Source organism: Priestia megaterium NBRC 15308 = ATCC 14581 (assembly GCF_000832985.1).
Taxonomy (GTDB): domain Bacteria; phylum Bacillota; class Bacilli; order Bacillales; family Bacillaceae_H; genus Priestia; species Priestia megaterium.
The window spans coordinates 4,110,521-4,137,126 of the sequence record NZ_CP009920.1; the positions used below are offsets into that span (position 1 = coordinate 4,110,521).

31 protein-coding genes are annotated in these 26,606 nt (G+C 38.2%); 22 read left to right on the top strand and 9 right to left on the bottom strand.

Annotated elements, in window-relative coordinates; all coding sequences use genetic code 11:
* Positions 1 to 63: 63 nt before the first annotated feature.
* Positions 64 to 732: a GntR family transcriptional regulator gene (locus tag BG04_RS21070; RefSeq protein WP_016763804.1), complete on the bottom strand. Its 669-nt coding sequence runs from the start codon at positions 730 to 732 to the stop codon at positions 64 to 66.
* A gap of 209 nt (positions 733 to 941) precedes the next feature.
* Here BG04_RS21070 and BG04_RS21075 point away from each other — a divergent pair, with 209 nt between their 5' ends.
* Both BG04_RS21075 and BG04_RS21080 read left to right on the top strand, forming a co-directional pair.
* Complete coding sequence (locus tag BG04_RS21075) at positions 942 to 1,997, top strand: tartrate dehydrogenase (RefSeq protein WP_016763805.1); 1,056 nt, start codon at positions 942 to 944, stop codon at positions 1,995 to 1,997.
* Between the two features lie 335 nt (positions 1,998 to 2,332).
* Positions 2,333 to 3,541: an MFS transporter gene (locus BG04_RS21080; RefSeq protein ID WP_034652774.1), complete on the top strand. Its 1,209-nt coding sequence runs from the start codon at positions 2,333 to 2,335 to the stop codon at positions 3,539 to 3,541.
* Between the two features lie 124 nt (positions 3,542 to 3,665).
* Here the strand turns inward: BG04_RS21080 and BG04_RS21085 are convergent, their stop codons facing one another.
* A complete protein-coding gene (locus tag BG04_RS21085; RefSeq protein ID WP_014460492.1) occupies positions 3,666 to 3,989 on the bottom strand; it encodes a winged helix-turn-helix transcriptional regulator in 324 nt (107 codons plus the stop codon).
* 355 nt (positions 3,990 to 4,344) lie between these two features.
* Here BG04_RS21085 and BG04_RS21090 point away from each other — a divergent pair, with 355 nt between their 5' ends.
* The 3 genes from BG04_RS21090 to BG04_RS21100 all read left to right on the top strand — a co-directional run bounded on the left by BG04_RS21090 (position 4,345) and on the right by BG04_RS21100 (position 7,453).
* Positions 4,345 to 5,094, top strand: coding sequence for a GTP cyclohydrolase II (locus BG04_RS21090; protein WP_170943785.1), 750 nt, complete (start codon positions 4,345 to 4,347; stop codon positions 5,092 to 5,094).
* Positions 5,091 to 6,182, top strand: a complete 1,092-nt coding sequence (gene ribD / locus BG04_RS21095) for a bifunctional diaminohydroxyphosphoribosylaminopyrimidine deaminase/5-amino-6-(5-phosphoribosylamino)uracil reductase RibD (RefSeq protein ID WP_034652772.1) — start codon at positions 5,091 to 5,093, stop codon at positions 6,180 to 6,182. The genes BG04_RS21090 and ribD overlap by 4 nt, the downstream gene beginning before the upstream one ends.
* A gap of 395 nt (positions 6,183 to 6,577) precedes the next feature.
* The gene (locus tag BG04_RS21100; protein WP_014460489.1) at positions 6,578 to 7,453 is read left to right on the top strand and encodes a helix-turn-helix domain-containing protein; all 876 of its coding nucleotides are present in this window, start codon (positions 6,578 to 6,580) and stop codon (positions 7,451 to 7,453) included.
* Between the two features lie 304 nt (positions 7,454 to 7,757).
* Here the strand turns inward: BG04_RS21100 and BG04_RS31085 are convergent, their stop codons facing one another.
* Together BG04_RS31085 and BG04_RS21105 are read right to left on the bottom strand one after the other, a co-directional pair.
* Entirely contained in the window at positions 7,758 to 7,904 is a 147-nt protein-coding gene (locus BG04_RS31085) for a hypothetical protein (RefSeq protein ID WP_013056671.1), read from the bottom strand.
* 12 nt (positions 7,905 to 7,916) lie between these two features.
* Complete coding sequence (locus tag BG04_RS21105) at positions 7,917 to 8,141, bottom strand: DUF3892 domain-containing protein (protein ID WP_016763809.1); 225 nt, start codon at positions 8,139 to 8,141, stop codon at positions 7,917 to 7,919.
* A gap of 104 nt (positions 8,142 to 8,245) precedes the next feature.
* On the opposite strand from BG04_RS21105, the gene BG04_RS21110 reads away from it, so the two are divergent.
* The 4 genes from BG04_RS21110 to BG04_RS21120 all read left to right on the top strand — a co-directional run bounded on the left by BG04_RS21110 (position 8,246) and on the right by BG04_RS21120 (position 10,545).
* Positions 8,246 to 8,926 carry a class I SAM-dependent methyltransferase gene (locus BG04_RS21110; RefSeq protein ID WP_034652769.1) on the top strand — a complete coding sequence of 227 codons (681 nt, stop codon included), beginning with the start codon at positions 8,246 to 8,248 and terminating at the stop codon, positions 8,924 to 8,926.
* Positions 8,927 to 8,991: 65 nt separating this feature from the next.
* On the top strand, positions 8,992 to 9,120 hold the full coding sequence (locus BG04_RS29955; protein WP_013056674.1) for a YuzL family protein: 129 nt from the start codon (positions 8,992 to 8,994) through the stop codon (positions 9,118 to 9,120).
* A 375-nt stretch (positions 9,121 to 9,495) separates the two neighbouring features.
* Positions 9,496 to 9,765 (top strand): CD3324 family protein, encoded by a 270-nt coding sequence (locus BG04_RS21115; RefSeq protein WP_013082822.1) that lies wholly within the window; start codon positions 9,496 to 9,498, stop codon positions 9,763 to 9,765.
* 135 nt (positions 9,766 to 9,900) lie between these two features.
* Complete coding sequence (locus BG04_RS21120; RefSeq protein WP_034652765.1) at positions 9,901 to 10,545, top strand: FusB/FusC family EF-G-binding protein; 645 nt, start codon at positions 9,901 to 9,903, stop codon at positions 10,543 to 10,545.
* 76 nt (positions 10,546 to 10,621) lie between these two features.
* On the opposite strand, the gene BG04_RS21125 is transcribed toward BG04_RS21120, so the two are convergent.
* Positions 10,622 to 11,464 carry a sulfurtransferase gene (locus BG04_RS21125; protein ID WP_034652762.1) on the bottom strand — a complete coding sequence of 281 codons (843 nt, stop codon included), beginning with the start codon at positions 11,462 to 11,464 and terminating at the stop codon, positions 10,622 to 10,624.
* A gap of 245 nt (positions 11,465 to 11,709) precedes the next feature.
* Between BG04_RS21125 and BG04_RS21130 the strand changes: the two genes are divergently transcribed.
* Together BG04_RS21130 and BG04_RS21135 are read left to right on the top strand one after the other, a co-directional pair.
* A complete protein-coding gene (locus tag BG04_RS21130) occupies positions 11,710 to 12,459 on the top strand; it encodes a Cof-type HAD-IIB family hydrolase (protein ID WP_034652759.1) in 750 nt (249 codons plus the stop codon).
* A 122-nt stretch (positions 12,460 to 12,581) separates the two neighbouring features.
* Complete coding sequence (locus BG04_RS21135; RefSeq protein ID WP_034652758.1) at positions 12,582 to 13,277, top strand: peptidoglycan-binding protein; 696 nt, start codon at positions 12,582 to 12,584, stop codon at positions 13,275 to 13,277.
* A gap of 123 nt (positions 13,278 to 13,400) precedes the next feature.
* Here the strand turns inward: BG04_RS21135 and BG04_RS31090 are convergent, their stop codons facing one another.
* The gene (locus BG04_RS31090; protein WP_013056680.1) at positions 13,401 to 13,565 is read right to left on the bottom strand and encodes a hypothetical protein; all 165 of its coding nucleotides are present in this window, start codon (positions 13,563 to 13,565) and stop codon (positions 13,401 to 13,403) included.
* A gap of 464 nt (positions 13,566 to 14,029) precedes the next feature.
* Positions 14,030 to 14,761, bottom strand: a complete 732-nt coding sequence (locus BG04_RS21140; RefSeq protein WP_034652756.1) for a polysaccharide deacetylase family protein — start codon at positions 14,759 to 14,761, stop codon at positions 14,030 to 14,032.
* Positions 14,762 to 14,921: 160 nt separating this feature from the next.
* Here BG04_RS21140 and BG04_RS21145 point away from each other — a divergent pair, with 160 nt between their 5' ends.
* The 4 genes from BG04_RS21145 (at position 14,922) to BG04_RS21160 (ending at position 17,177) form a co-directional block, all read left to right on the top strand.
* Complete coding sequence (locus BG04_RS21145; protein ID WP_016763817.1) at positions 14,922 to 15,332, top strand: hypothetical protein; 411 nt, start codon at positions 14,922 to 14,924, stop codon at positions 15,330 to 15,332.
* Between the two features lie 84 nt (positions 15,333 to 15,416).
* The gene (locus BG04_RS29960) at positions 15,417 to 15,605 is read left to right on the top strand and encodes a hypothetical protein (protein WP_014460480.1); all 189 of its coding nucleotides are present in this window, start codon (positions 15,417 to 15,419) and stop codon (positions 15,603 to 15,605) included.
* Positions 15,606 to 16,205: 600 nt separating this feature from the next.
* Positions 16,206 to 16,448 (top strand): hypothetical protein, encoded by a 243-nt coding sequence (locus tag BG04_RS21150; protein WP_016763819.1) that lies wholly within the window; start codon positions 16,206 to 16,208, stop codon positions 16,446 to 16,448.
* Positions 16,449 to 16,979: 531 nt separating this feature from the next.
* Entirely contained in the window at positions 16,980 to 17,177 is a 198-nt protein-coding gene (locus BG04_RS21160) for a hypothetical protein (RefSeq protein ID WP_034652753.1), read from the top strand.
* A 10-nt stretch (positions 17,178 to 17,187) separates the two neighbouring features.
* Here BG04_RS21160 and BG04_RS21165 read toward each other — a convergent pair whose 3' ends face one another.
* Entirely contained in the window at positions 17,188 to 17,433 is a 246-nt protein-coding gene (locus BG04_RS21165; protein ID WP_034652750.1) for a hypothetical protein, read from the bottom strand.
* Positions 17,434 to 17,536: 103 nt separating this feature from the next.
* Here BG04_RS21165 and BG04_RS21170 point away from each other — a divergent pair, with 103 nt between their 5' ends.
* Positions 17,537 to 18,253 carry a hypothetical protein gene (locus BG04_RS21170; RefSeq protein WP_034652747.1) on the top strand — a complete coding sequence of 239 codons (717 nt, stop codon included), beginning with the start codon at positions 17,537 to 17,539 and terminating at the stop codon, positions 18,251 to 18,253.
* A 214-nt stretch (positions 18,254 to 18,467) separates the two neighbouring features.
* On the opposite strand, the gene metA is transcribed toward BG04_RS21170, so the two are convergent.
* Positions 18,468 to 19,379 carry a homoserine O-acetyltransferase MetA gene (gene metA, locus BG04_RS21175; protein ID WP_016763824.1) on the bottom strand — a complete coding sequence of 304 codons (912 nt, stop codon included), beginning with the start codon at positions 19,377 to 19,379 and terminating at the stop codon, positions 18,468 to 18,470.
* Positions 19,380 to 19,730: 351 nt separating this feature from the next.
* On the opposite strand from metA, the gene BG04_RS21180 reads away from it, so the two are divergent.
* The 6 genes from BG04_RS21180 to BG04_RS21205 all read left to right on the top strand — a co-directional run bounded on the left by BG04_RS21180 (position 19,731) and on the right by BG04_RS21205 (position 26,594).
* Positions 19,731 to 21,419, top strand: coding sequence for a formate--tetrahydrofolate ligase (locus BG04_RS21180; RefSeq protein ID WP_034652745.1), 1,689 nt, complete (start codon positions 19,731 to 19,733; stop codon positions 21,417 to 21,419).
* A 273-nt stretch (positions 21,420 to 21,692) separates the two neighbouring features.
* Positions 21,693 to 22,211 (top strand): hypothetical protein, encoded by a 519-nt coding sequence (locus tag BG04_RS21185; protein WP_013082833.1) that lies wholly within the window; start codon positions 21,693 to 21,695, stop codon positions 22,209 to 22,211.
* A gap of 61 nt (positions 22,212 to 22,272) precedes the next feature.
* Entirely contained in the window at positions 22,273 to 22,749 is a 477-nt protein-coding gene (locus BG04_RS21190) for a glutathione peroxidase (protein WP_013082834.1), read from the top strand.
* 124 nt (positions 22,750 to 22,873) lie between these two features.
* Positions 22,874 to 23,527, top strand: a complete 654-nt coding sequence (locus tag BG04_RS21195; protein ID WP_034652742.1) for an HD domain-containing protein — start codon at positions 22,874 to 22,876, stop codon at positions 23,525 to 23,527.
* Positions 23,508 to 25,406 carry an ABC-F family ATP-binding cassette domain-containing protein gene (locus tag BG04_RS21200; RefSeq protein ID WP_034652740.1) on the top strand — a complete coding sequence of 633 codons (1,899 nt, stop codon included), beginning with the start codon at positions 23,508 to 23,510 and terminating at the stop codon, positions 25,404 to 25,406. The genes BG04_RS21195 and BG04_RS21200 overlap by 20 nt, the downstream gene beginning before the upstream one ends.
* A gap of 63 nt (positions 25,407 to 25,469) precedes the next feature.
* Entirely contained in the window at positions 25,470 to 26,594 is a 1,125-nt protein-coding gene (locus BG04_RS21205) for a conserved virulence factor C family protein (RefSeq protein WP_034652739.1), read from the top strand.
* Positions 26,595 to 26,606: the final 12 nt, after the last annotated feature.

Sequence of the window (26,606 nt, forward strand, 5' to 3'; positions counted from 1 at the left end):
TCGGATTCTTTTATTTATGTATCTCATTTGTTCGTCTTTGGATTGAATGAGTTTAGTTATGTCTCAATCGCTTTTGGTGTTTAATCGTTTTTGTAAATGAACAAGGTCATGATGTAAATGTTTTTGCATATGTTCAACAGCTTTTAAACTGCGTTTTTTCATAAAGGTGAACACTTGCTGATGCTCATCTAAAATCTCAGCAGCGCGTCCTTTACCTTTAAAATTAAGCACCCGACAAAAATAAATCAATACATTTACGCTATCGAGCTGTTTTTTTAGATGTTTATTATGACTGGATTGAAGAATCAGCTGATGAAAATGTTCATTTAGCTCAATAAGTCGAGAATCCTCGGCTCCTTGCTTTATTTCCTCAGCGGTTCTATCTAACAGCTGCTCAATGAAAAGAAGCTCTTCATCAGAAGCGCGAGTAATACACAGCTCAATGGCTAAAGACTCTAAAGCCGTACGAATTTGATAAATTTCTTCTACGTCTTCAGGAGACAGGGAATAAACAATAAAGCCTGTTTTTTGATCTGCAACTAAAAGGCCGTCTTTTTCTAATAAACGCATTGCTTCTCTTATCGGAGAGCGGCTAACCCCAAATGCTTTAGCTAGCTGGGTTTCATTGATTCGCTGGCCCGGTTTATATTCACCGTTCACAATCATTTGCTTAATTTTTTCATAAAATTGAAGATAGTATGGTAACGGCTTATGTAAATCAAAATTGTTCATTGATATACCTCGTTTATTTATAATCATTTATTTCCTAATTATAATACGCTTGTTAATAAGAGTCATAATAATTTTGAATTTTTGAAGAGAATGAGTATATTCAGAATTTTCTTGATGAAAGCGTTCTTTTTACGTATAATCAAATAGATAATACCAGTCGACGGTCGACCGATAGGTTTTTTACATAAAAAGACGCAGGGGGATTTTTGATGAAAACGTTAAAAATAGCGAACATACCAGGAGATGGAGTAGGAAAAGAAGTTGTGCCGGAGGCGGTTAGGGTCCTTCATACGATTGCAGATCTTCACGGGGGGTTAAAATTTGAATTTACAGAATTTCCTTGGAGCTGTGATTATTATTTAAAGTACGGACAGATGATGCCGGAAGATGGGCTAAAGCAGCTTCAACACTTTGACGGAATTTTTTTAGGAGCCGTAGGAAATTTAAATCTTGTGCCAGATCACGTGTCGCTATGGGGTCTGCTCATTAAGATTCGTCGAGAATTTCAGCAGGTAATTAATATTCGTCCAGCCAAGAGGTTAAAAGGCATTGCATCTCCACTAATGAACCCAAACGATTTTGATTTAATTGTTGTTCGTGAAAATAGTGAAGGAGAATACAGTGAAGTAGGAGGCCGGATTTATCAAGGAGAAGATCAAATTTCTATTCAAAATGCGGTTTTTTCTCGAAAAGGAACAGAACGAGCGATGCGCTACGCATTTGAATTAGCTTCTAAAAGAAAAGCAAAAGTTACAAGCGCAACTAAGTCAAATGGAATTGTTCATTCCATGCCGTTTTGGGACGAAGTGTTTCAAGATGTTGCCAAGAGTTATCCTCATATTGAAACAGACTCACAGCACATCGATGCGCTGGCGGCTTTTTTCGTTACAAATCCAAGTCGTTTTGATGTCATTGTGGCAAGCAATTTATTTGGAGATATTTTAACAGATATCGGAGCTGCTATTATGGGAAGTATTGGCGTTGCTCCTGCTGCAAACATTAATGTGAACGGAAAATATCCTTCGATGTTTGAACCGGTACACGGGTCTGCTCCTGATATTGTCGGAAAAGGAATTGCAAACCCAATCGGACAGATTTGGACGGCTAAAATGATGTTGGATCATTTTGGTGAACAAGAAGTAGGCAGTCATTTATTAGAGGTTATCGAGCAAGTGACAGAATCGGGCATCATTACACCAGATGTTGGAGGCAGCGCAACTACTAGTGAAGTAACGGATCAAATTATTTCTCATTTAAAGAAGTGAAGGTTCTAAAAGAGGCTAGGACAAAAGAATATTAGACGAAGTGAAAAACGAACCATTGATCAAAGTGTTTGATTCATGGTTTGTTTTTTTTTGTGGTAAACGTAGGTCTCATGTGTGTAGGTCTTTCTAGCAGTTGGTTGGAGGGCAAGGCGAAGATTCCCGCGAAAAGCGAAGCCTTGGACGGAAATCAAAATCGATAAATACATGTTGACACTTACATATATGAACCCTATAATAGTTTGAGTTGAGATAATTCGTATACATATTATTTCTAGACTATGATTTAGTTTGTTTTAATAAATAGATACGAATAAACAAATAAAAGGAGGAAAATCATGCAGAAATCGAAATTATGGACAAAAGATTTTTTAGCGGTCTCATTGACCAGCTTTTTTGTTTTTGTCATTTTTTATATGTTAACTGTCACATTGCCGCTGTTTGCAACAGATGAACTTCATGCAAGTAAACAAAGCCTAGGGCTAATTGTGACAATCTTTTTAGTGTCCGGTATTGTGTTCAGACCGCTAGCCGGTAAGTGGATGACAACATTAGGACAAAAGAAAGTACTATTAATAGGTGTCTTTATCTTTTTAATTGGTTCTATTTTATATATGAATATTCACTCATTATCTGCGCTGCTGCTGCTGCGTGTGCTTCATGGTATTGGTTTTGGAATGAGCACAACTGCTACAGGAGCAATCGTTGCAAATGTAATCCCAGAACAGAGAAAAGGAGAAGGGATGGGGTACTATGCGACGTTTATGAACTTAGCGATGGTAGTAGGTCCGTTTGTAGGCTTAACGTTAACAAATACTTTGAGTCATACAGCGGTCTTTACCGTTGCGGTTGTATCTTCTGTTTTAGCAGTATTATGCAGTCTAGTACTTCGTGTACCTGATGTCCAAGCTTCTTCTGCAACAAATGAAATACAGCCAGCCAAAGGTCTTGCGGCGTTTTTTGAATACCGTTCGCTGCCTATTTCTGTTGCTGGCCTTGTGGTAGCTTTTTCATATGCAAGTGTTATTTCGTTTGTGTCTATGTATGCAAAAGAAATGGGCTTTACGCAAGCCTCAAGCTTTTTCTTTGTTGTATACGCGGTGTGCTTATTAGCTTCTAGACCTTTTACTGGAAAATGGTTTGATCAATACGGAGAAAACAGCGTGGTATATCCGTCCATTTTATCTTTAGCTATCGGTATCTTTTTACTTAGCCAAGCGACAACAAGCTGGGTGTTTTTATTAGCTGGAGCATTGATTGGATTAGGCTTTGGAACGATTACATCAAGTTTTCAATCCATTGCTGTAAAAAAAGCTTCTCCTCATCGCCGAGGTGTCGCCACAGCTACGTTTTTTGTGTTTTTTGACTCTGGAATGGGTTTAGGGTCCTTTTTATTAGGCATTTTATCTACAGCAGCCGGGTATAAAGGAATGTATGTATTCTGTTCTGTTGTTGCTCTTTTAGCTATAGCAGTATACCTTGTATTGCACGGTCGAAAAAGCCAGAAACAGCGCATTATTTCTCAAAATGAATCATTAGGAAAATAACATAAATAAAAAAAGGCGTGCTCAAGGGGAGCATGCCTTTTTTATTTATGGAGCTCTAAAGAAAACGAAAACGGCTGTGAGTATATCGATATAGAAGCCCTCCTGATTTCTTTAGAGATTTCTTTTATTCCACTTCTTCTTTTGTAATCCACTCACTGGACCATGTCTGAATTTCCTGAATTACCGGCGCTAGTGCTAATCCTTTGTCGGATAATGAATACTCGATTCGAACAGGAGTTTCCGGAATAACTGTACGAATGACGATTCCTTCATGCTCTAATTCTTTTAAGCGCTCGGATAAGAGCCTTCCGCTTACTGGAAGTGCTTCTTGCATTTGAGAAAACCGCTGTGAGCCGGAAAGTAGCTGAAAAATGATCAAACTCGTCCAACGTTTCGTTAGTATAGTAACAGCCTTTTCAAAACGTGGGCAGAGTGCTAAACCGTCCATGTTATTACCTCCATTCTCTTCCTATATTATAAAACAAAGTCAGCATTTTATCTAGTGTTGTGTAATTTAATTACTTAAAGATTATAAATTACTTTACGTATTTATATTTTGATTATATAATTTATATAATTATAAAAGTTAATTACTAAAAGTAACAAAAAGAGCATAAAAGCTTTACAAGATAAATGTATCGTCATATAATACTTTAAGCAAGTAAAGTCACTTACTTTTAGTAAGCAGATACATCAATTAAAAAAGATAAATGTAGTGAATTGCTAAAAAAATGGTTGTTCATGTGAGAGATTGAGCACAATGTGAAAATAGTAGATAAGTGAAAGACACATAAGAGGAGGAAATGACTGTGATTAACCAAAAAGTTGTTTCAATTTTAAAAGATAAAATTAACGTAGTAAAAAATGAAGACCATTTTATTTATATAGTAGGACCTATTACGCTTCCTGTGAATCTGGATGGCGAGACACAAGTATTTAGTTGGTATTCATGGTTGCGTTCTGATAATGTAAAAGAAGGATCTTTAAGTACGGAAGAGCTTATTGAAAAAATGCAAGGAGCTAATTTAGCTGACATGCAGCAATCTAGTGTTCTTGTGTACGGAGATTTTCAAGAATCGCATGAGGCACTCATTCGTATGCACAGTATCTGCCATACGGGAGATATATTCGGAAGCAAACGCTGCGACTGCGGTTTTCAATTAAAACAATCAATGAAAATGATCGTCGAAAATGGGAGCGGAGCGCTATTTTATTTAGCAAATCATGAGGGACGCGGCATTGGACTATTCAGCAAAGCAATGGCATACGTTCTTCAAGAAAACGGATTTGATACGGTAGAAGCGAATGAAGGGTTAGGATTTGAAGATGATACTCGCAGCTATAGTGATGCCATCAGCGTGTTAAAAGTGCTGCGCCAAAAACCGGTTACGCTGATTACCAATAATCCGAAAAAGCTAATCGCGCTTGAGAAAAATGGCGCACTTTTATCAGGGCGCGTTCCACTTTGGGGAGATGTATCGCAGTTTAATGAAAAGTATTTGGATACTAAAGTTAAACGTTCAGGACATTTAAAAGAGGAGGTTCTTCTTTGATCAATCACGAATTTTATATGAATATAGCTTTACAAAACGCAAAATCAACAAAAGGACAAACAGAGCCAAATCCGCTTGTAGGATCGGTCATTGTAAACGATAATCGAATCGTTGGAATTGGTACGCATTTAAAAGCTGGCGAACCGCACGCTGAAATTCACGCGCTGCGAATGGCTGGCGAACAAGCAAAAGGAGCGACTGCTTACGTAACGCTAGAGCCTTGTTCACACCACGGACGTACAGGTCCTTGTGCTGAAGCGCTAGTTGAAGCGGGTGTAAAAAAAGTGGTCATAGCAACTTTAGACCCCAATCCTTTAGTAGCAGGTAATGGGGTCGAAATTTTAGAAAACGCAGGCATTGAGGTTATAACAGGTGTATGTGAAGAAGAGTCACGTCAAATGAATGAGGTCTTCAATAAGTATATTGTAACGAAGAAGCCGTTTGTTTCATTAAAGTCAGCGATTACGTTAGACGGTAAAATAGCAACTGCTTCTTCTCACAGCAAGTGGATTACGTCTGAGGAAGCTCGTTTGGATGTACATCAGCTACGTCATGAAACAGCGGGTATCTTAGTAGGGGTGAATACGGTCATTAAGGACAACCCCGAACTGACAACTCGCATTGAAGGCGGCCGCAGTCCAATTCGTATTGTGATGGATTCAAAGCTGCGCATGCCGCTTGAATCTAAGCTAGCAACGGATTCTTTAGCTCCAACGTGGATATTTACAAGTCAGGGCTATTCAAAAGAAAAAAAAGAACAACTCGAAAAGCAAGGCGTCGAAGTATTTGTTACAAGCGGTGAGGACAAAGTAAATCTTGAAGATATGCTTTCTATACTAGGTGAGAAATTTGTGTCGTCTCTTTTAATTGAAGGAGGGGGCGAAGTGAATGCCGCATTCTTGGAAAATCGTTTAATTGATAAATTGGTGCTGTATATGGCTCCAAAGCTTTCAGGAGGAAAAGAAGCTCCTACTTTCCTAGAAGGAAAAGGCGTAGAGAAAATGTGGGACGCAGTGGACGTGGAGCGTCTTTCTGTGACGTCAATCGGCAAAGACTTTAAATTTGTTGGATATCCTGTTTATAAATAAAAATGTGAATGAGAATGGAACAAAAATATGTTAGTTGAAGGAAGATCCGAACGATTTATCGTTCGGATTTTTTGCTGTTATGGTGAACATAGGTTTCATGTATGCAGGTGCTTTTAGCGGTGTAACAAGTGATCTATATTAGCTTATTCATCCTATTTGTTCATCTGTAGACTGGATTGATTTCGTTATGTCTCAATATTATTTTTCCACAGGATTTTTTAGAGAAGAGAAATAATACACTATTTTACTCTTATAGATTAATTTGCTATTATAGGGAATGGTCAATTTCGAAACATTGTATAAATTTTTAACATGTTTACTGTTGACTATCTAAATAAAATCACTATATGTTTATAGAGAGAATATATTATGTGAAAGTAAGGGTGAGAAAAGAGATGAGAGAGTATAGAATTGGGAGTGTTATGAGAGACCTTCGCAAAATGGCAGGGTTGACACAACAAGAATTATCAAGAGACATTTGTACACAAGCGCAAATCAGCAAAATTGAAAACGGTGAAGAATATCCATCAAGCATTACCCTCTATAAAATTTCTAAGCGCCTTGGCGTAGATGTTAACTACTTTTTTGATAGTGTAGAATCACCTCGACTTGATTACGTAGATGCGGTTCAATCATTAATTCGTCAATATATTCGTCAGAGAGATTATGATGCTATTCATAATATCATTGTAAAAGAAAAAGAAAGTCCGCTGTTTCAAAATCCGCTGAACAAGCAATTTTTAATGTGGCACGAAGGTATTTGCGTGTATTACATTCATCATAATAAAGAAGATGCGCTGTCTAAAATGTACCAAGCGATCGAGCTTACTAAGCAATCGGCAACGTTTTATAAAGAAAGAGAAATTGAAATTTTAAATAGCATTGGAATTATTCTTTATGAAGAGAAAGAGTATGAACAGGCTCTAGATACATATCAAACAGCACTCAAAAGCTTAAATGAGCTGCCCCAAACAAAAGACGAAAATATAAAAATTAGAATTTTAAATGCACTTGCCAAAACGCTTGGAGATATGAGTAACTATGATGAATCATTAATATATAGCAACCGAGGAATCGATTTGTGCATTAGTAATGAATCAATGTATTTATTTGGAGAACTTCATTACCAAGCAGGAGAGAGTTTGATCAAATTAGGTAAAATTGAACAAGGTAAAGAATATATGGAAAAGTCTATGACCATTTTCACCCTGCAACGAAATGAGCGATTCGTCAAGCTAGTAGAAAAAGAACTTGAAGCTCTATTTGTTTAAAATATTCCTATCATTATAATTTTTGAGAAATTTCTATCAAAATGGAGAAAATCCATGGTTTTAAGGTGATAAATGCTGATAGAAAGGAATTCATCTACTTTTATCCTGTGATACACTAGAGTCAAATCAAAGAAAGAGGAGGAAATAATTATGAAAAAAGTATTAGTCGGTATGGCATTAGCGTTTACATTAGTAGCAGGTGTTGCTTCAGTTGGAACAAGCGTGGCAACAGGAGATTTTTCAACATTAGGTCTTCCTAGCCAACATTAATAAGAAAAAGCCGTGCTAAGAAGCACGGCTTTTTTTATTGTGTTTTACTTGACTGATCTTTGTTGCGTTTGTTTCCCTTTGAATTATCCCCGCTTGAAATTTCTTCACCCATTTCTACAAGGTGGTGCTGTGTTTTTGGATTACTTTGATTAGCGCTTCCTTTGTTATTCTTTTTAGTCATCTTCATTCTCCTTTAAAACGATGGCAATGCATCGAGATTATTTGTTTTGTCATGGTCAGGAATGCTGCGAATATACGTACCGCCGTCTTTCCCTACAAACGTACTCACATGCTCAACGTCCCCGGCTTCTACTTTCTTTAACGCTGCTTCATAGGCTAAAACGTCTCCTGAAGCCGTTTGGAATTCTAAGAGGTCACCGTCTGCATTTTTACGTACTGCAACGAAACGTTCTTTCATACAAATAAACACCTTCCTTTACATCTATATGGTTGCTGAAATAGTCGTTTTTATTCATTGTAAAAAGTGATAAGGTAAAGAAAAGAGTGCAAAGGGGATAAAAAATGACAACATTTAATTGGCATGATCAAGCTCAAGGCGAGTGGAACCAAAAAGTATCATTTTGGAATAGCCGAAGTGAAGAAATGTGGAAAAACGGAAGCCGGAAAACAGTGATTCCATTCATTCAAAAACATCTTAAAAAAGGCGCTTTGCTAGCAGACGTCGGCTGCGGTGATGGGTTTGGGACGTCTCTTCTAGCCGCTTCTGGATATAAAGCAATCGGTCTTGATTTATCAGAAGAAATGATTCAAAAAGCATCTCAACTGCATAAAAGTGAAAATTTGTCGTTCGCTCAAGCTGATATTATGAAGCTCCCGCTGTCTTCTGAATCAGTAGAAGGGGTTATGGTAATCAACGCCTTGGAATGGACGGAGCACCCGCGATTAGCTCTGAAGGAATTGCACCGAGTTGTAAAAACAGGAGGATATGCATGTGTAGGTATTCTTGGACCAACTGCTCAGCCTCGTACCAATAGTTTTCAAAGACTATATGGTGAAGACGTTATTTGCAATACGATGATGCCGTGGGAGTTTGAACAGCTTGCAAAAGAAAATGGATGGGAAGTAATCGATGGCGAAGGTGTATATAAGCGAAATGTTACAGATAAGCTGATTGGACAGCTCCCAAATGAATTAAAGCAAGCCTTAACGTTTCTATGGCTATTTATGCTCAAGAAACAATAAAAACAGCACACCTCTCCTTATATGTAGCTGTACAAAGGGTACACTACAAACTGGAGGTGAGTGACATGAGTAAAATTAAAAAAGACCGCTCAAAATCAGAGCTAGGTTCACCAAATGTAGAAGGACAAGGGACGACCACTTCTGAACAAGGTGTTCAAAGCAGTTCAGCTAACAAAAAGCAGAAGCGTTCATAACAAAAATAAAACGAATTTGCAGGGAGAACAACGAGCTCCCTGCAAGTTCGTTCTATTTATGGGGTCAGTTTTATAAATAAGAAGGTATTGTGTGCAAGATTATAGATAGCTTATAATAAAATCTGAGCCAATAATTGTAATTTTATACAAGCTTGGTTTACAGCCGATGTAAAGTGGAGGTGTAATAAATGGTAAATAAAAGATGTTTACCGGATACTGCAGCGTCTCATGCAAAGCCTGATATTAGAAAGGCGATACTTTGCATGGGGTGGACGGTTTAGTAATAGACATCGCCTAACCGCGCATATCTCATTTCTAATATATACGGCTTTGCCCCTTATTGTATAAGCAAAACCACATAAGGAGCTGGCAGAAATGACGTATGTAAAAGCAACAAATATTTTACCTGAAGAGCTGATTAGTGAAATTCAAAAATACATTCAAGGAGAAACCATTTATATTCCAAAGCCGCAGAAGGAAAAAAGAAAATGGGGAACTTGCTCTGGTGGAAGAAAGTTGATTGACGAGCGAAACGAACGGATTAAGAATTTGTTTGAAAAAGGAACTTCAATTGAGGAACTAGCCCGTGAATACTTTTTATCAACCGAAACCATCAAAAAAATTGTATATAAAAAGCAACGGTAGAAATCAAGCGCTGGCAACTGAATGCCCGCGCTTTTTTAGGTATAGTTTATTTCTGATTTATTTTTTACATTTCATAAAAGGAATTCGTACGGTAAAGTAAAAATTAGCTAATTAAATGAAGAAGGAGTGAAGAACGTGGAAGCGTTTATAAGAAATGATCAATATAATTTTATCAAAAGCCAAACGCAAATTCTTATCAATGGGCATGGAACAGTAAACAATTCTGATGTGCTGCAGGCTTTAAAAGCTCTTGCAAAAGAAAAAGTATTAAATGTGTTTGAGGTTCTTAGCGAGGAACAGGAAGAATTACTGCTGTCAGTTGCTGAAGTTAGAAATAAGGAGCAAGCAGAGGTGTTTTTAGAAACAATAAAGCCTTACGTGATTCCATTTAAATCTTTTACAGAAGCTGGCGTGAAAAAGCTGTTTCCAAAAGTGAAAAAGTTAAAAGTTCCTTCTGCTGATAGCATTGATCTAACGAGCATTTCCTATGTCAGCTGGATCGATAAAGGCTCAAACAGAAAGTTTATCGTAGCGCAGGAGCCGTATACCCAGAAGTTAAAAGGCATTCAAGGAACGTTTAAACCTATCAACCAGAAAGGAATATGCACGCTTTGCCACAGCTACGAGGAAGTCGGTATGTTCACTGCTGAAATCAAAGGAACTGTTCAAGGGACATTTACACAACGAGGAAATTATATTTGTCAAGATAGCGAAGCATGTAATCAAAATCTGCTTACCTTAGAGCGGCTTCATGACTTTATATTAAGGCTCAGTAAATAACATGCGGCTAATAAGAAGAATACAAAAAGAGAAGGTTCAGCCTCTATACTTTTGGTGAGACTGAGCCTTCTTTGTGCTATCTTGTTTTCTCAATGGGATTGTCACGATAGCTAATCCAATCGCTCCAGCTGCCGGCATATAATTTTACATTTGGAAAACCTGCTGATTTTAAAGCTAAAACGTTCGGGCAAGCAGATACACCCGATCCGCAGTATACAATGATTTCAGCATGAGAATCAATAGCTGAAAACATTTCCTTCCACTCTTTATCTGTTTTCCACAAACCTTCTGAAGTTAACACATCTTGCCAGAAAGAATGAATGGCGCCTGGGATATGTCCTGCCACAAAATCAATGGGTTCTTCTAAGCCGAGATATCTCCTTTTTTCACGAGAGTCGATCAGAATAACATTAGGGTTATGAAGATTCTCTTTTACGTATTCAACTCCTGCAAGTCCCCAATCTTGTTGAACGAAAGGTACAAACGTTTGAGGAGAAGCTTCTGGTACGTTCTTCGTTGTTTCATATCCCGATTGCTTCCAGTTATTAAAACCTCCATTTAAAATTTTTACGTCTTCAATTCCTATATATCGCAGTAGCCACCATGCTCTTGAAGCCATCATTCCGTTTTGTTCATCATAAACGACGACTTTTGAATCAGCATTAATTCCTAAGCTGCCGAGCTTTTGAGCTAGCTTTTGAACGTCAGGCAGCGGGTGTCTGCCTCCGAGAGAAGCAGCTGCAGAAGACAAATCTTTTTCTAAATCCAAATAATGAGCATCCGGGAGGTGCTCATTTTGATAAGCGCTTGCACCTGCCTCAGAATTCCCAAGGGTAAATCGGCAGTCAAGCAACACAATGGAGTGTTGGGGTTGCTGTAATGCAGTATGTAAGTCAACTGGTGAAATAATAGTATTCATAACATTCACATCCTTTTACCAAAATTCTAGTTGAAATAACTAAAAATGAAAAGCGTTATATGTAAATTACGGCAAAGCTATTTTGTTTTCCTTCAATTATTCCCCGTAGAATAATTAACCATTTTAACGCTTATCTGGTGCAGAGCGAAATGCTCCTGTGCTACAGTTATAATAAGAGTTACATAGTGTAAGTCAAACGCTCAGCGTAATGTTATACCTACTATTGATGAGAAGGAGAGAGAAAGATGCAAACAAATGAAAAGAAAGAATTTAAACTGATCGCACTAGATATGGATGGAACGCTGCTGAACAATCAGCAAGAAATTTCTAAAGAAAATCGTGAGGCCATTGCTAAAGCCCAAGAACAAGGTGTTCATGTGGTGCTCAGCACGGGGCGCTCCCTTTTAACATGCCGTGAATATGCGCAGTCTCTTCAGCTATCTTCTTACCTGATTACAGTGAACGGAAGTGAAATTTGGGATGAATCTGGAGAGCTTGTAGAACGAAAGTTAATTGATGCTTCTTCCATCGAGAAGATGTGGAATTTAACGCAAGAGCATAAGCTTAACTTTTGGGCGGTGACTACGGATAAAGTATGGAGAGACGAATTTCCAGAAGATATTGCCTCACAGGAATGGCTGAAGTTTGGCTACGATATTCCAGATGATGCTTTACGAGAAGAAGTGCTGAAACAAATAGCAGGCATTTCAGATTTTGAAATTAGCAACTCTAGTTTAACGAATCTAGAAATTAATGCACTTGGTATTAATAAAGCAAAAGGGATCATGACTGTATGTGAACGTTTGGGCATTACAATGGATGAAGTCATTGCTATGGGAGACAGCTTAAATGATATGGCTATGATTGAAGCGGCAGGGTGTGGAATCGCTATGGGAAATGCTCAGGAAGCTGTAAAAGAAGCAGCGGACTGGGTGACAGATACAAATGTCAATAACGGAGTAGCGAAGGCTATCAGCCACTGGGTGCTGAAATAACAGCAGCTCTCCATGTTGCACAACTCAACTGCTTCCCGCATAAACTGATACTGGATGCTTCCCTTAGAGTTCGTCTTATACGTCTATATAAGGAGAAGCCATCTAGTTAAGGAGTGGGGAGTATGAGTGATTTATCATTAGACAAGCTGTTACAAAAAGCAGAAAATAAGTTGCAAGATGTACATGAAATAGTGCAAGAAAAAGCGTACGAGCTCATTGGGCAATCATATAAAGAAAGCATATTTGTTAGTATCACTGAAGGATTTAGATCGATAGAGCATCAGCACAAACTATATTCACAAGGCCGAACAACACCAGGAAGTATTGTGACTAATGCCAAAGGCGGGTATTCTTATCATAACTATGGACTAGCTTTTGACATTGCGCTGCTTGATAACGACGGAAGAGTTGACTGGACCATTGATCGAAGATGGAACAAAGCGGGAGAGATAGGAAAAAGGATTGGGTTGGAATGGGGAGGAGATTGGACAAGCTTAAAAGATTACCCTCATTTTCAATATACATTCGGTTTATCTTTGTCGGAGCTTCGAAGTGGAAAAGGACCTAAAAAACAGGCGCCAAAGGCTTCAAGCATGTTAATTAAATACGGAGATCGAGGAAATCACGTACAGTTAATTCAGCGTATGCTTATTCACTTAGGTTATTCTCTTTTTGGAGGCGCAGACGGTATATTCGGGTCTTCTACTTTCAAAGCGGTAAAAGCTTTTCAACAAGCACTTTATCTGCAGGTAGATGGAATAGTTGGACCGAAGACACTCGAAAAACTCTACAATAATTTTAATAAAACTATGTTCTAAATAACCATAAAAAAACGATAACGAGAAAAGGAAGAAAGGAGATGGATGGAAATCGTCTCCTTTCTTCCTTTTCTGTAGTTATAGTAGAAAAACTGAAATTTATAAAGAAATAAAAAGGATTTTCTAAGCGTAAGAAACGTTCACGTGATCTAACTGGATAACATTGCTCAACAACACGATATCTTTATATATTTCACTTTTTACAGAGGCGTTTGAACAGTTTTGATAGTCTTTCAACAAGCGGCCAAGTTCTTTAATAAATAACAACGTCTCTTGTTCATTAATCATAGTCAAAACTCCTTGTTTAGAAATGAATCCAGGTCATTATATAGGAATTCTATCATATCTATACGCACCTGTTGACAAAAAAAGTTCGTCAATTTTTTTGTGAGAAGAAGAAATTTAGGGATATGTGGAATGGGTTCGACTCTCTCATTTTATCTATATGCAGCTTGTCTAAAAATATGAGAGTAGTTATAGTAATATTTACTCCTAATCATGCAACTTAAAACCTATTTTAGAGGTTATCCGTAAATTCCCTCTATTGTAGAGCGATGGAACAAAAAAAGAATGCCTCTTTTTGTATCTTTAGTACGATAACGTTTTGAAGAAATAAGGCATATTTTTGAGTATTAAGATGGATTTGAATTAGATCTTTTGACACGCTCTTTTTGTAGGAGAGGCATATTTACTTTCTATCAAGGGAAATCGTAAAGCTCCAAAGCGTTTCTAAATCAGAAACGCTTTGGAGCTTAATTTTTTGGATAAGGGATGTGCAAAAGTTCTGGGACGGTCACAAAATGATATCCTTCTTGCTTAAGCCTAGGAATGATGGTATCGAGCGACTTTGCGGTGTTAGAAAGGTCCATGGTCCAATGGCCGCCGTCGTGCATCAAAACAATTGTTCCGGCGTGCATGTTCTTAAATACATTATTGGTGATTTCCGCTTCTGGAATTTGCTTCCAGTCTAATGAATCAGAAGACCAGTTAATCGCATAGACATTTTCATTTGGCAGCTCGTTGATCATTTCTTGCGTTAAATTTCCATATGGAGGACGAAACAGCTGTGTTTCAAAACCGGTAATGTTTTTAATAATAGCCTGAGTTTTGGCAATTTCCCAGTGAAACTTTTCAGTAGATTCCTTTAGTAAATTGGGGTGCCAATAGGTATGAATCCCAACAGCATGACCTTCAGCTACCATTCTTTTCACCAGCTCAGGGTGTTCGTGAGCTTTTGCCCCAATAAGAAAAAAGGTTGCTTTAATACCATGCTTTTTCAACTGATCCAATACATGTGGAGTGAAGCGTGGATCCGGTCCATCATCAAATGTTAGGGCGGTTTGCTTTAGTTGGTTATTACCTTGATAAAGCAAACGGTCACGCACAGCTACATTTTTTACTTGTTCCGCTTTACATAGTGCAGGAAGGGCTCCATTGAATAAAAAGCACAGTGTAAAAAGCAGTATGCTAATTCTTCGTATCATGTACATGCACGCTCCTTTCGAGGGCAAAGTATAACGTTATGATACCCGATTAAAAATTTTGTATGAAGCTGAATTTCCCTTTTGTGTCAAAGCGTATGATATGCATGAAACAGCGTACTATAATAAACAGTTACTATTAGGTGAAGAAAGGAAAAAGCAGATGAAAAAAATAATGATTGCCGTAGCATTGATTTTTTCGCTAAGTTTATCTCCCTTAGCTGAATATATTTCCTATCATGATGACTATAACGTAAGTGCAAGGTCGTACCGTTCGGGGAAGCGGTCCTTTAATAGACAGCCAAGCATTAGACAAAATGAGCCGAGGTCTAATTTTTCAAACCGCAGAAATGGAACTGTAAATCGAGGATTTACCCGTTCAAAACGAGGAGGATTCGCCCGTGGACTGCTTTATGGCGGCCTGGCAGGGATGTTATTTGGGGGTTTGCTTGGTCATATGGGTGCACTGGGCGGGATTTTTGGGTTGTTAATTAACATTTTAGCTATTGTGCTTATAATTAATTTAATTCTGCGTTTATTCCGCCCTTCTCGTCGCGACAATAATTGGAGGTAGACCGTAATTGCTGTCATAAACTAACAAGAAAGCTCCATATAAATAAGAAAACGCTTTCTATAGTTAATCGAAAGGATGAAACGTATGTCAGCAAACAGACAGCGCAGCAAATACCTGGCGTTTTGCACAGAATGCGGTCTCCCAAACAGGTTAACATTGTTTCTTCTAAGACAGTACGTTGCGACAGACGAATATAGCGGATTTTATTGTGGGAATTGCGGAATTCGAAACGAATTTCCAGATTCGGTCATTGAATACATTAAAGAACTTTAAAAAAAGCTGGGACAAGAAAATCCGAACGTGTTTGATTCTCCATCAAGAATCAAACGCGTTCGGATTTTTTTATTGGTAGGGTGAACGTAGGCTGTATGTAGGTGCTTCTAGCTGTTGATTGGAGGGTAAGGTAAAGACTTCTGCGGGAAAAGCGGAAGAGGTGAGACCCTGAAGGAGCATAAGCGGCGAGGAGGCTCATCGCCCGCCCGCGGAAAGCGACGTCTTGCACCGAAATCAACAGGGGTGAAACAAGCGATCCATATTAGACCATTTATCTCGTTTGTTTATTTGTAGATCGATTTCGTTATGTCTTAATCTCTTTATTTATTTGATAAAACTATGTTCTAAATGCAAAATAAAAAGAAAAACATAGCTGTGCACAAAGATGACTAAATAAGTTTCTTTGTTAAGGATAATCAATAAATTCCTCCCTTCAGGCTTGCTGATTAGGAGCAGTGCACAACGATCTATAAGAAGAATAGATATAATGAATAACTGTAAGACCTAGCTAACATTTTTGATTGCAGAAAATCGGTTGAACCATACTTTAGAAGGAAGCATATACTACATTAAAATTTTAGAAAACGGAGGAATTGACTAATGCCTGTTTCCGTCATTTTCAACCAAATAAATGTGGTAAGTATGGTTTCCAATTCAGTAATTGCTTCGGGTCAAAATAGCCAGCCAGATTGGAATTCCCAAGGTAAATTTAACTTAGGAAACGGATTCTCTGTAAATTCAGCTATATTGGGCAGTACGAATATCATTAATGATCAAGATGTTTGCGACACTCCAATTACTCAGCCGGAAAATATTAATCCTCAGCCAGTTTCTCAATTCTAGGGAAAAAGAAGATGAAAGAAGTTGAAAAAGTTGATTATAAAATTTACTAATCTTAATGTTACGTATATTTCTACTAATTCTGGTATTTTCACGGGGGAAAATACTCAATCAGATTGGCAAGTAAATTGGAAAAGTAATACGGGGTTTGGTGAAATAATCGGCTATAATAACTTTGCCTCTCAAATTGTAAATATCATTAACGATAATGACGTCGTTGATTCCTATTTTTCTGAAAATATAGATGGATCGGCGAAAATATATTAGTAAGAGATTTAAACCATCTTTTATACAGATGGTTTTTTGCTAGCTTATTTTAGGGTGTAATCGTAGCTATTAACATAGACTAAAAGGTAATGACAGGAATACTTTTATCGTAAACGGAGTAAGTATCATAGAAAAGACGTAAAAGCTCACATGATTAAAGAGACGTTCAATTTGAGGCAAACAGATAAGAATGTAAACATAAGATAATGTATTTTCAGTTTTATATTGAATCAGACGAAGCAAACTTCTATCTGTGAGGGGTTGTCTATGACTAATATTCACTATCAATCGATTAAAGTAAATAAAATCCAAAACAGTTCAGGCCTATTTTACGGCGTTAATATTCAATATAAATGGAATCATAAAAGTCAAATTTCTGACGGTTTCGGAAAAATAGTTGGTGATTCTAATAAAATTTTAAATAATACCACCGTGACGAAAATTTCTAAAAAGAATGATGACTAAAAGCGTAGAGTCAAGCTTCCTTTTCAGCCTGCTCAAAAGAATCATTTACATCATCTTCACCAAGAACAAGGTGTGTGTTATAGGATAGTTGGTTATCATCTCCGGAAATTGTGCCGAAACCTGAATTACTGCTGATGATCGTAGTTTCCCAATTTTGCTGAACATTTTTCCCTATAAAAACTCCTGCATTGTTTTTAACCGCATTTACGGTGAGATCATCAAAAACGATCTGAGGAGAACGAAGATGTATTTTCATAATTCCTCCCGATACATATGAGACATTAATAGAAGTCATCTAATACACTATTATATGTTGTAGATGGGCTAAAGGTGTTAAATCAAATAAGGGGTCAAACTCTATGGATGAAAAGGTGCTGAATATACTCCAAAACATTGAAAAAAGGCTTACAGATTTAGAAAAAAACATGAATGAACTTTCAAAAAAAACGGTTCATTCTTTTCATTTAGATATAGAGAACGTTCAAACACTAAACTTGGACGAACTGTCTTATTATTTAGAGCATATTGATGTAAAGGAACTTAGTGGAACGTTGAATATTGGCAATACTTTTCCTTCGCAAACGAATCAATATCAAGTGCCGGGAAAGAAAGGTAAAAAAACAACAAATGAATCTGATGTCAATCGAAAATCGGGTAGTCAGAATAATAAAGAAAAGGGTCCTTCTGAAATATCAGTTAAAATTAATGAAAGAAGTGTCCCTTATACGCTAATCCATACGGAAGAAATGAGGGAGTCTGATCAAGCTCTAGAGTCAACTTTTAGCATAGGTGACATCCACATTGGCACAATTGAAGATGCTTCAGCTGTGAATTTTGGCAATAACTTTCCGACAAACTTCAGAAGTCATAAAAAAGTGAGTCAAGGATTTGGCAATATTTTAGGCAATCAAAATGACATTCATGACATCTTATCCTCTTTGGAAGAAAAAGATATATCAGAAGTGTACAATGAAAATCAAGACGGTAAGCCGCCTGAGTGGCTGGACACAATGATAGAAGAACAAAAGAAGGAAATGGGTGAAACCGGCCTAAATGGAGATGAAAAGGGAGAGTGAATAGGAGGGTAAAAACTTTGGGTTCTAAGGTAAGTGTTGTTGATGCGAAACTTCTGAAAGAAAGCTTTAATTGAGAAAAAAAGAAAAGTGAGTAATAAAAAACCTGCTACTTGTTTGGAGTAGCAGGTTTTTTAGTTTGTTTCTCAGCTGCTGCAGTTTTAACATAAAAAAGAGCATGCGTAATTTAATTGAACACCGGGACAGATCGGTTCTTTCATTCCCACAGATAAGGAGTCTCTTGGTAAACATAATAGTTCAACCAATTCATAAACAATAGGTTGGCATGAGAGCGCCAAGTTTTTAAAGGTTTTTTGTCGGGATCATTGTTTGGGAAATAGTGTTCCGGAAGCTTTGGCTCTAGTCCTTTTTCTGTATCTCGAAGAAATTCTTCCTGCAGTGTTTGAACGTCGTACTCTGGGTGCCCTGTAACGAAAACAAACTTTTCGTCTTTAGACATCGCCATATACACGCCTGCTTCTTCAGAATAGGAAAGAAGCTCAAGGCCAGGATGATTTTGTACTTCATTCATGTCTACATCAGTGTGACGGGAATGAGGAGAATAAAAGACATCATCAAATCCTCGCAGCAGCTTAATTGGTTCTTCACTCGATACAACATGTGTAAATACACCCGTGCATTTATCAGAAAGAGGTCGCTTGTCAATGCCGAAGTGATGATAAAGCCCGGCTTGAGCTCCCCAACAGATATGAAGGGTAGAAGTCACATTTGTTTTACACCAATCCATAATTTCTTGAAGTTCTTTCCAGTAGTTTACTTCTTCAAATGGTATATGTTCTACAGGTGCTCCTGTAATAATCATTCCGTCATATTTTCGTTCTTTAATTTGTTCAAACGTTTTATAAAACTGATCTAGGTGATTTTTACTCGTTGTTTTTGCTTTATGGCTTGCCGTGTAAAGAAGTGTAATATGCACTTGCAGCGGTGAGTTCCCGAGTAAACGTAATAATTGCGTTTCAGCTTTTTCTTTTTCCGGCATTAAGTTTAGGATAACAATATTAAGCGGGCGAATTTCTTGGTTAACCGCGCGCACGTCGTCCATAATGAAAATTCTCTCTTTTTCTAAAATTTCTTTTGCCGGAAGATCACGTGGAATATTAATAGGCAATAAAATTCCTCCTATTCGATTTCGAAGTAATGACGCGTATAAATGTTCTTTCTCACGTGAAAATGAGGTTCAACATTTATGTACAATATACTATTATAGGAATATACAGAATATTAAGCAATTGAATTTTGAAAAAAAAGAGCATTAATATGCGTAATGGCTAAAATGAAATGGTACAATAAGGTTAAACTGGAGTGTTGCTATGCTTTTTTAGCGTGACTGAAACTCATTAAAATTTATAGCGCAGTCGTTCCTGTATTTAGTAAACTTCATATCTCCCCCAAAAAACGGATTTTATCCTTTTTTGATGAAGTGTTTAAAAAGAATTCTCAGCAGAAAAGGGGTTATTATATGACAACTAAGAAGCAAATAAAAAGTGATTTGCAAATTGCACAAGAGGCAACGATTAAACCGATTAAAGAGATTGCCGAGCAGCTAGATATTTTAGAGGGCGAGTTAGAGCCGTACGGACATTATAAAGCAAAGCTTTCTTTGTCCGTTATGGAACGTTTACACACAAAACAAGATGGAAAAGTGATTTTAGTTACAGCTATTAATCCAACTCCAGCAGGAGAAGGGAAGTCGACAGTGACGGTTGGCTTAGCTCAGGCATTACATAGATTAGGTAAAAAAGCGATTGTAGCCATGCGTGAACCATCTCTTGGTCCGGTAATGGGAATTAAAGGAGGTGCCGCTGGAGGCGGTTATGCTCAAGTGCTTCCAATGGAGGATATTAACTTGCACTTTACCGGAGACCTGCATGCCATCACAACAGCTAACAATGCGCTGGCAGCTATTTTAGATAACCATATACATCAAGGCAATGAATTGCGTATTGATACACGTAAAATCACGTGGAAACGAGTGGTGGATTTAAACGACCGCGCGCTGCGTCAGGTTGTCGTTGGGTTAGGTGGTCCGATGCAAGGTGTTCCTCGAGAAGATGGATTTGATATTACGGTTGCATCAGAAATTATGGCTATTTTCTGCTTAGCGTCAGATTTACAAGACTTGAAGCGTCGCTTAGCGTCTATTGTGGTAGCTTATAACATAGACAATGAGCCTGTAACGGTTGCAGACTTAGGTGCACAAGGAGCGCTTACTCTTCTTTTAAAAGATGCGATTAAACCAAACCTTGTACAGACGTTGGAACATACTCCAGCCCTCATTCACGGAGGTCCTTTTGCTAATATTGCCCACGGCTGCAATAGCGTCATTGCAACAAAAATGGCTGCAAAACTAGGCGACTATGTAGTAACGGAAGCGGGATTTGGGGCAGATTTAGGCGCAGAAAAATTCCTAAATATTAAAGCTCGTATGGCAGATATTAAACCAGAAACGGTAGTAATCGTTGCGACAATTCGCGCTCTGAAAATGCATGGAGGCGTTCCTAAAGAGCGTTTAAATGAAGAAAACATTGAGGCTTTAGAAGCGGGAATTGAAAATCTTGAAAAACATATTGAAACGATTCAGGCATTCGGCGTTCCTTATGTTGTAGCCGTGAACCGCTTTGTAACAGATTCAAAAGATGAAGTAGAAGCGCTTATGAATTGGTGTGCTTCAAAGAATGTTCCCGTTGCTTTAACAGAAGTATGGGAAAAAGGTGGAGAAGGCGGCGTCATGCTTGCTGAAAAAATTCTTGAAGTCATGAACGAGATAGAAAGTCAGTTTTCGCCTCTTTACGATGTGTCAGCTTCGATTCAAGAAAAAGTAGAAGCTATTGCTAAAACCGTCTACGGAGCACAAGGCGTAGATTTTGCTCCAAAAGCGTTAAAGCAAATACAGCAATTTGAAGCAAACGGATGGGATCACCTGCCAATCTGTATGGCCAAAACACAGTATTCGTTAAGTGATGATCAGACGAAGCTTGGGCGACCAACTGATTTTAAGATTACGGTGAGGGAATTCCGTCCTTCGCTCGGAGCTGGCTTTCTCGTTGCGCTAACAGGTTCAATTATGACAATGCCTGGACTTCCAAAAAAACCTGCTGCGCTCAATATGGATATTGACGAGAATGGACATGCACTAGGGATTTTTTAAGAGAAGAGGCTAGGGTAAGAGTATTTTAGTTGAAGGAAAATCCGAACGATGAAGCAAGATTCTTGATGAAGAATCAAACTCGTTCGGATTTTTTCATAGTTATGGTAAAAATAAGTTTCATGGGTGTAGTGGCTTCTAGATGTAGATTGGGTGGACTTAGTAGTGTCTCAATCTCATTCTTGCAATATAAAATAACAGGTATTTTATGAATTAATTTGGCAAGAAAGAAGAAGAGCTGACTGTTCGCATTTTATAAAAAAGGAAGTAGTTGAAATGTTTGATCCAATTGTATTTGATAATTTAAAAGTGGTTGTAGAAGGAGAGATCTATGATCTTGACTTATCTGGGCAAGTATCTGTTACGAATCGCGAAGATTTTGTAGACTTAGCTCAATTTACTCGAACGTACCGCATTTCTTTTCAACCGCATTTTTGCTGTACCGCGTCCCTAACTTTATCAACCGACTTAGACAACATTCATGCGGAATTAACGCCTTCCCGTGTAGAAAAACCAGGGTGTACAGTTTATATTCATTTTCAGCTAAAAAAACAAAAACCGTTTGAAGAAGCTGAGTTTCGAAATATACAGGAAATGTGTGAGAGGATCTGGGGAACAACAAGAGTTGTGAAGCAGCGTATTACTCATGAAGTTGGAGGAAGCGAATATGAAAACAATATTGCGGTAACCTTTAACCGATTTATTTACGAAGATCAAGTAGGAGATTTAATCGAGATGATTGATTATATGCTGCAAACGACTGATCAGCTAAAGGTTCTTTACGACAAATCATAAGAGCGTTTCAGTTGTACTTCAGAAATGAAGTGAATTACAATAGGAAAAAGGAGGCGTTTTGATGAGCGTGTATGAATACTCTGCAAAAACAATTAAAGACGAAGACGTATCGCTATCTAACTATCAAGGTGACGTGCTGTTGATTGTGAATACAGCTAGCAAATGCGGCTTCACCCCTCAATATAAAGATTTGCAGGCGCTGTACGAAGAAGAAAAAGAAAATGGCCTAACGGTTTTAGGTTTTCCTTGCAATCAGTTCGGTGGTCAAGAGCCAGGAAGTTCAAATGATATTGAACAATTTTGTGAGTTAAACTATGGCGTTTCGTTTCCGATGTTTGCAAAAGTAGATGTAAAAGGGGAGCACGCACACCCGTTATTTACATACTTAGCAGAACAAGCACCGGGCCTGCTAGGTTCCAAAGGGATAAAATGGAATTTTACAAAGTTTTTAGTGAATCGTCAAGGTGAAGTCGTGAAGCGATACGCACCTCAAACTGCACCAAAAGATATTCAAAAAGATATAAAAGAATTGCTGTAAAAGCAGGTGGATTTCCATCTGTTTTTTATTTTTCAGCAAGGATTTTCAGAGGGTGCTTAGCTGTCAGTGAGACGAGCGCCTTACTTTGTGCTAAAATAATGGTGGATATAATTGAGGTGAGCAAATGAATAAAATAGCGGAAACGGAAAAGTGGGTTCAAGCAAAGCTTGCGAACGACACGACGGGTCATGACTGGCAGCATATCGATCGCGTGCGTCGAAATGCAGTGCTTTTATATAAAAAAGAAGGCGGCAATCGGGAAGTTATCGAACTAGCTGCACTTTTACACGATGTTGTAGATGATAAGCTAGTGGAAGATGTTGAAAAGGCGTACGAAGAAGTGTGGGAGTGGCTGAAGAGTCATCAGGTAGAAGAAGAGAACTGCAAGCATATCGTTCACATTTTACAAACGATGTCATTTAAAGGCGGAAACCGTCCGGCTATGGCTACGCTTGAGGGTCAAATTGTTCAAGATGCAGATCGTTTAGATGCGATCGGTGCAATTGGTATCGCACGTACGTTTATGTATGCAGGTGCTAAAGGCACGGCTTTGTATGATGAAAACATTGCTGTACGAAGTGAGATGACGGAAGAAGAATACAGACACGGGAAATCAACGGCTATTGCACATTTTTATGAAAAGTTATTAAAGCTCACTGCGTTAATGAATACTCAAACAGCACGGTCTCTAGCGCAAGAGCGACATACATATATGAAAGAATTTTTAGTTCAATTTAAGAAAGAGTGGAATTATCATTATGAAAATGCTGACTGTTGAAAACTTAACAAAAACATATGGAGAAAAAGAGCTGTTTCATCAGCTAACATTTACAATTACGGAAAATGAGCGAATCGGCTTAATCGGTGTAAACGGAACAGGAAAATCGACGCTTCTTAAAATTATCGCAGGTCTAGAGCTCGGAGACGAAGGAGATATTGTTCATGCTAAAGACTACAGCGTGACCTATTTACCTCAGCATCCTGATTTTGATGAGGACTTAACGGTTTTGGAGCAAGTTTTCAGCGGAGATACGCCTCTTCTTAACTTACTAAAAAACTATGAGCTAGCTCTGTATGCGTTAGAGCAAGATTCTGCAAACGAGAAAAACCAGCAAACGTTGTACGATTTACAGCAGAAAATGGATGCGATGAACGCGTGGGAAGCTAATTCTAACGCACAGTCGATCTTAACGAAGCTGGGAATTTCAAATATGAGTGCAAAAATCGGTGAGCTTTCAGGTGGACAGAAAAAGCGCGTGTCAATTGCGCAAAGCCTAATTCAAACACCTGATTTATTAATTTTAGATGAGCCGACTAACCACTTGGATTATGAGACGGTTAAATGGATCGAAGAATATTTATCCAAATATCAAGGAGCCGTATTGCTTGTTACTCATGATCGCTATTTCTTGGATGCTGTTACAAACCGAATTTTCGAGTTAGACGGTGGGAATTTATATAGCTATAAAGGAAACTATGCTGCTTTTCTAGAAGGAAAAGCGATTCGAGAAGAGCAGGAAAAGGCAACTCAAGCAAAATTAAGCAACTTATATCGCAATGAATTGGCTTGGATTCGCCGAGGAGCAAAAGCGCGTACGACTAAGCAAAAAGCGCGTATTCAACGATTTGATGAATTAGAGGGGAAGCTCGATTCTTCTGAAAAAGAATCACTGGATTTAAGTTTAGCAGGCAGCCGCCTTGGGAAAAAAGTGTTTGAATTAAAAGATGTGTCTAAGACGTATGAAAATAAAATCATTCTTTCAGACTTTACGCACATTGTGAAAAAACAAGACCGGATTGGAATTGTCGGAAAAAATGGAAGCGGAAAGTCTACACTTTTGAATATGATTGCAGGGCGAATTGAGCCGGATAGCGGTGAAATTGACAGAGGACAAACGGTTAAAGTTGCTTACTATACCCAAGAAAGCGACGATATGGACTTAAATCAACGCATGCTTGATTATATTAAAGAATCGGCAGAAGTTGTGCATACGACGGATGGGAAAATGATCTCTGCGTCGCAAATGCTCGAGAGATTTCTATTTCCTTCACATACGCACGGAACACCAATTCAAAAGTTGTCCGGAGGAGAGCGCCGTCGTTTATACTTATTGAAATTATTAATGACATCGCCAAATGTTTTGCTTCTAGATGAGCCGACTAATGATTTGGATACTCAAACGCTAACGGTGCTTGAAGACTACCTCGAAGAATTTCCAGGTGTCGTTATCACCGTATCACATGATCGCTATTTCTTGGATAAAGTAGCAGATTACTTACTAGTTTTTGAAGGAGAAGGAAACATTTCGATTTATTTTGGCGCTTATACGGATCAATTGGAAGAAGCGATGAAGAAGAAACAGGCAATAGTTCAGCAGGCTAAAGTGAAAGAAGAAAAGCCAAAACAGCCGGAGAAAACGAAAAAGCGTCGCTTAACGTATAAAGAACAAAAAGAATGGGAAGAAATCGAAGGTAATATTGCAGCAAAAGAAGAAGAAATTGAACGCTTAACAAGTGAAATTGAACAGGTGGGCAGTGATTATACAAAAGCGCATAACCTATCGTTAGAACAAGAAAAAGCAAATGAAGAATTAAGTACACTGCTTGATCGCTGGGCAGAGCTTTCAGAGCTGATTGAAGAAATTGAAAACGCGTAAACAAGTCGTTAGACTGAGTATAAGCCACATGCTACAATTTTAATGAGAGGAGTACGATACGACATGAACATTAAATCAATTGAGCCAACGCCAAGTCCGAATACAATGAAAATTAATTTAGACGAAGTGTTATCAGGCGGAAAAAGCAATAACTATACGGAAAAGAATGCTGAAGCGGCCCCGGAAGTTGTTCAAGATATTTTAAAAGTAGAAGGGGTAAAAGGAGTCTACCACGTAGCGGACTTCTTAGCAGTAGAGCGAAATGCCAAATATGATTGGAAGCAAATTTTGCCGCAAGTTCGTGCAGCGTTTGGTGAAGATTTGCAAAGTAACAGTGAACAACACAAAATGAATGAGCATTTTGGTGAAGTCAATGTGTCCGTTCAAATGTTCAAAAACGTACCGATGCAAGTCAAATTAACGGACGGAAATGAAGAAAAGCGTTTTGGCCTGCCCGAACGATTCGCAAAAGCGGTAGCAGAGCTTCAAAGCTTTTCAGATAATGTAGTGTTAGAACGGAAATGGAAAGAACAAGGCGTTCGTTACGGAGAGTTAGCGGCTATCGGAGACGAAGTAGTCGAAGAATTAGCAGCAGCATATCCTCAAGAAAGATTAACTCGCCTTGTAGCCAATGCACAAGAAGAAAAAGAAGGCGGAAAAGTTGTACAGCCGCGTAAAACCTATAAAGTTACAGAAGAGATGCTAGAAGACAAAGATTGGTCAGTGCGCTATGCTCATTTAGAACAAATGGATCCGACAGAAGCTGATTTAGACGTTTTAAATAAAGCGCTTGATGATGAAAAAGCATCTATTCGCCGCTTAGCTACCGTCTATTTAGGAATGATTGAATCAAAAACGGTACTACCTTATTTATACAAAGCATTAAAAGATAAATCAGTCACTGTGCGCCGTACTGCTGGAGACTGCATGTCAGATTTAGGCTTTGAAGAAGGTATTCCGGCAATGTGTGAAGCTCTTAGTGATAAAAACAAGCTTGTGCGCTGGCGTGCAGCTATGTATTTATACGAAGTAGGGGACGAGACAGCTCTTCCTGCATTAAAAGCAGCAGAGAATGATAAAGAATTTGAGGTAGACTTACAAATCAAGCTAGCGATCGAACGTATCGAAGGCGGAGAAGAAGCAAAAGGTTCTGTTTGGAAACAAATGACAGAAAGCAGAAAAGCATAAAAAAGATCATTC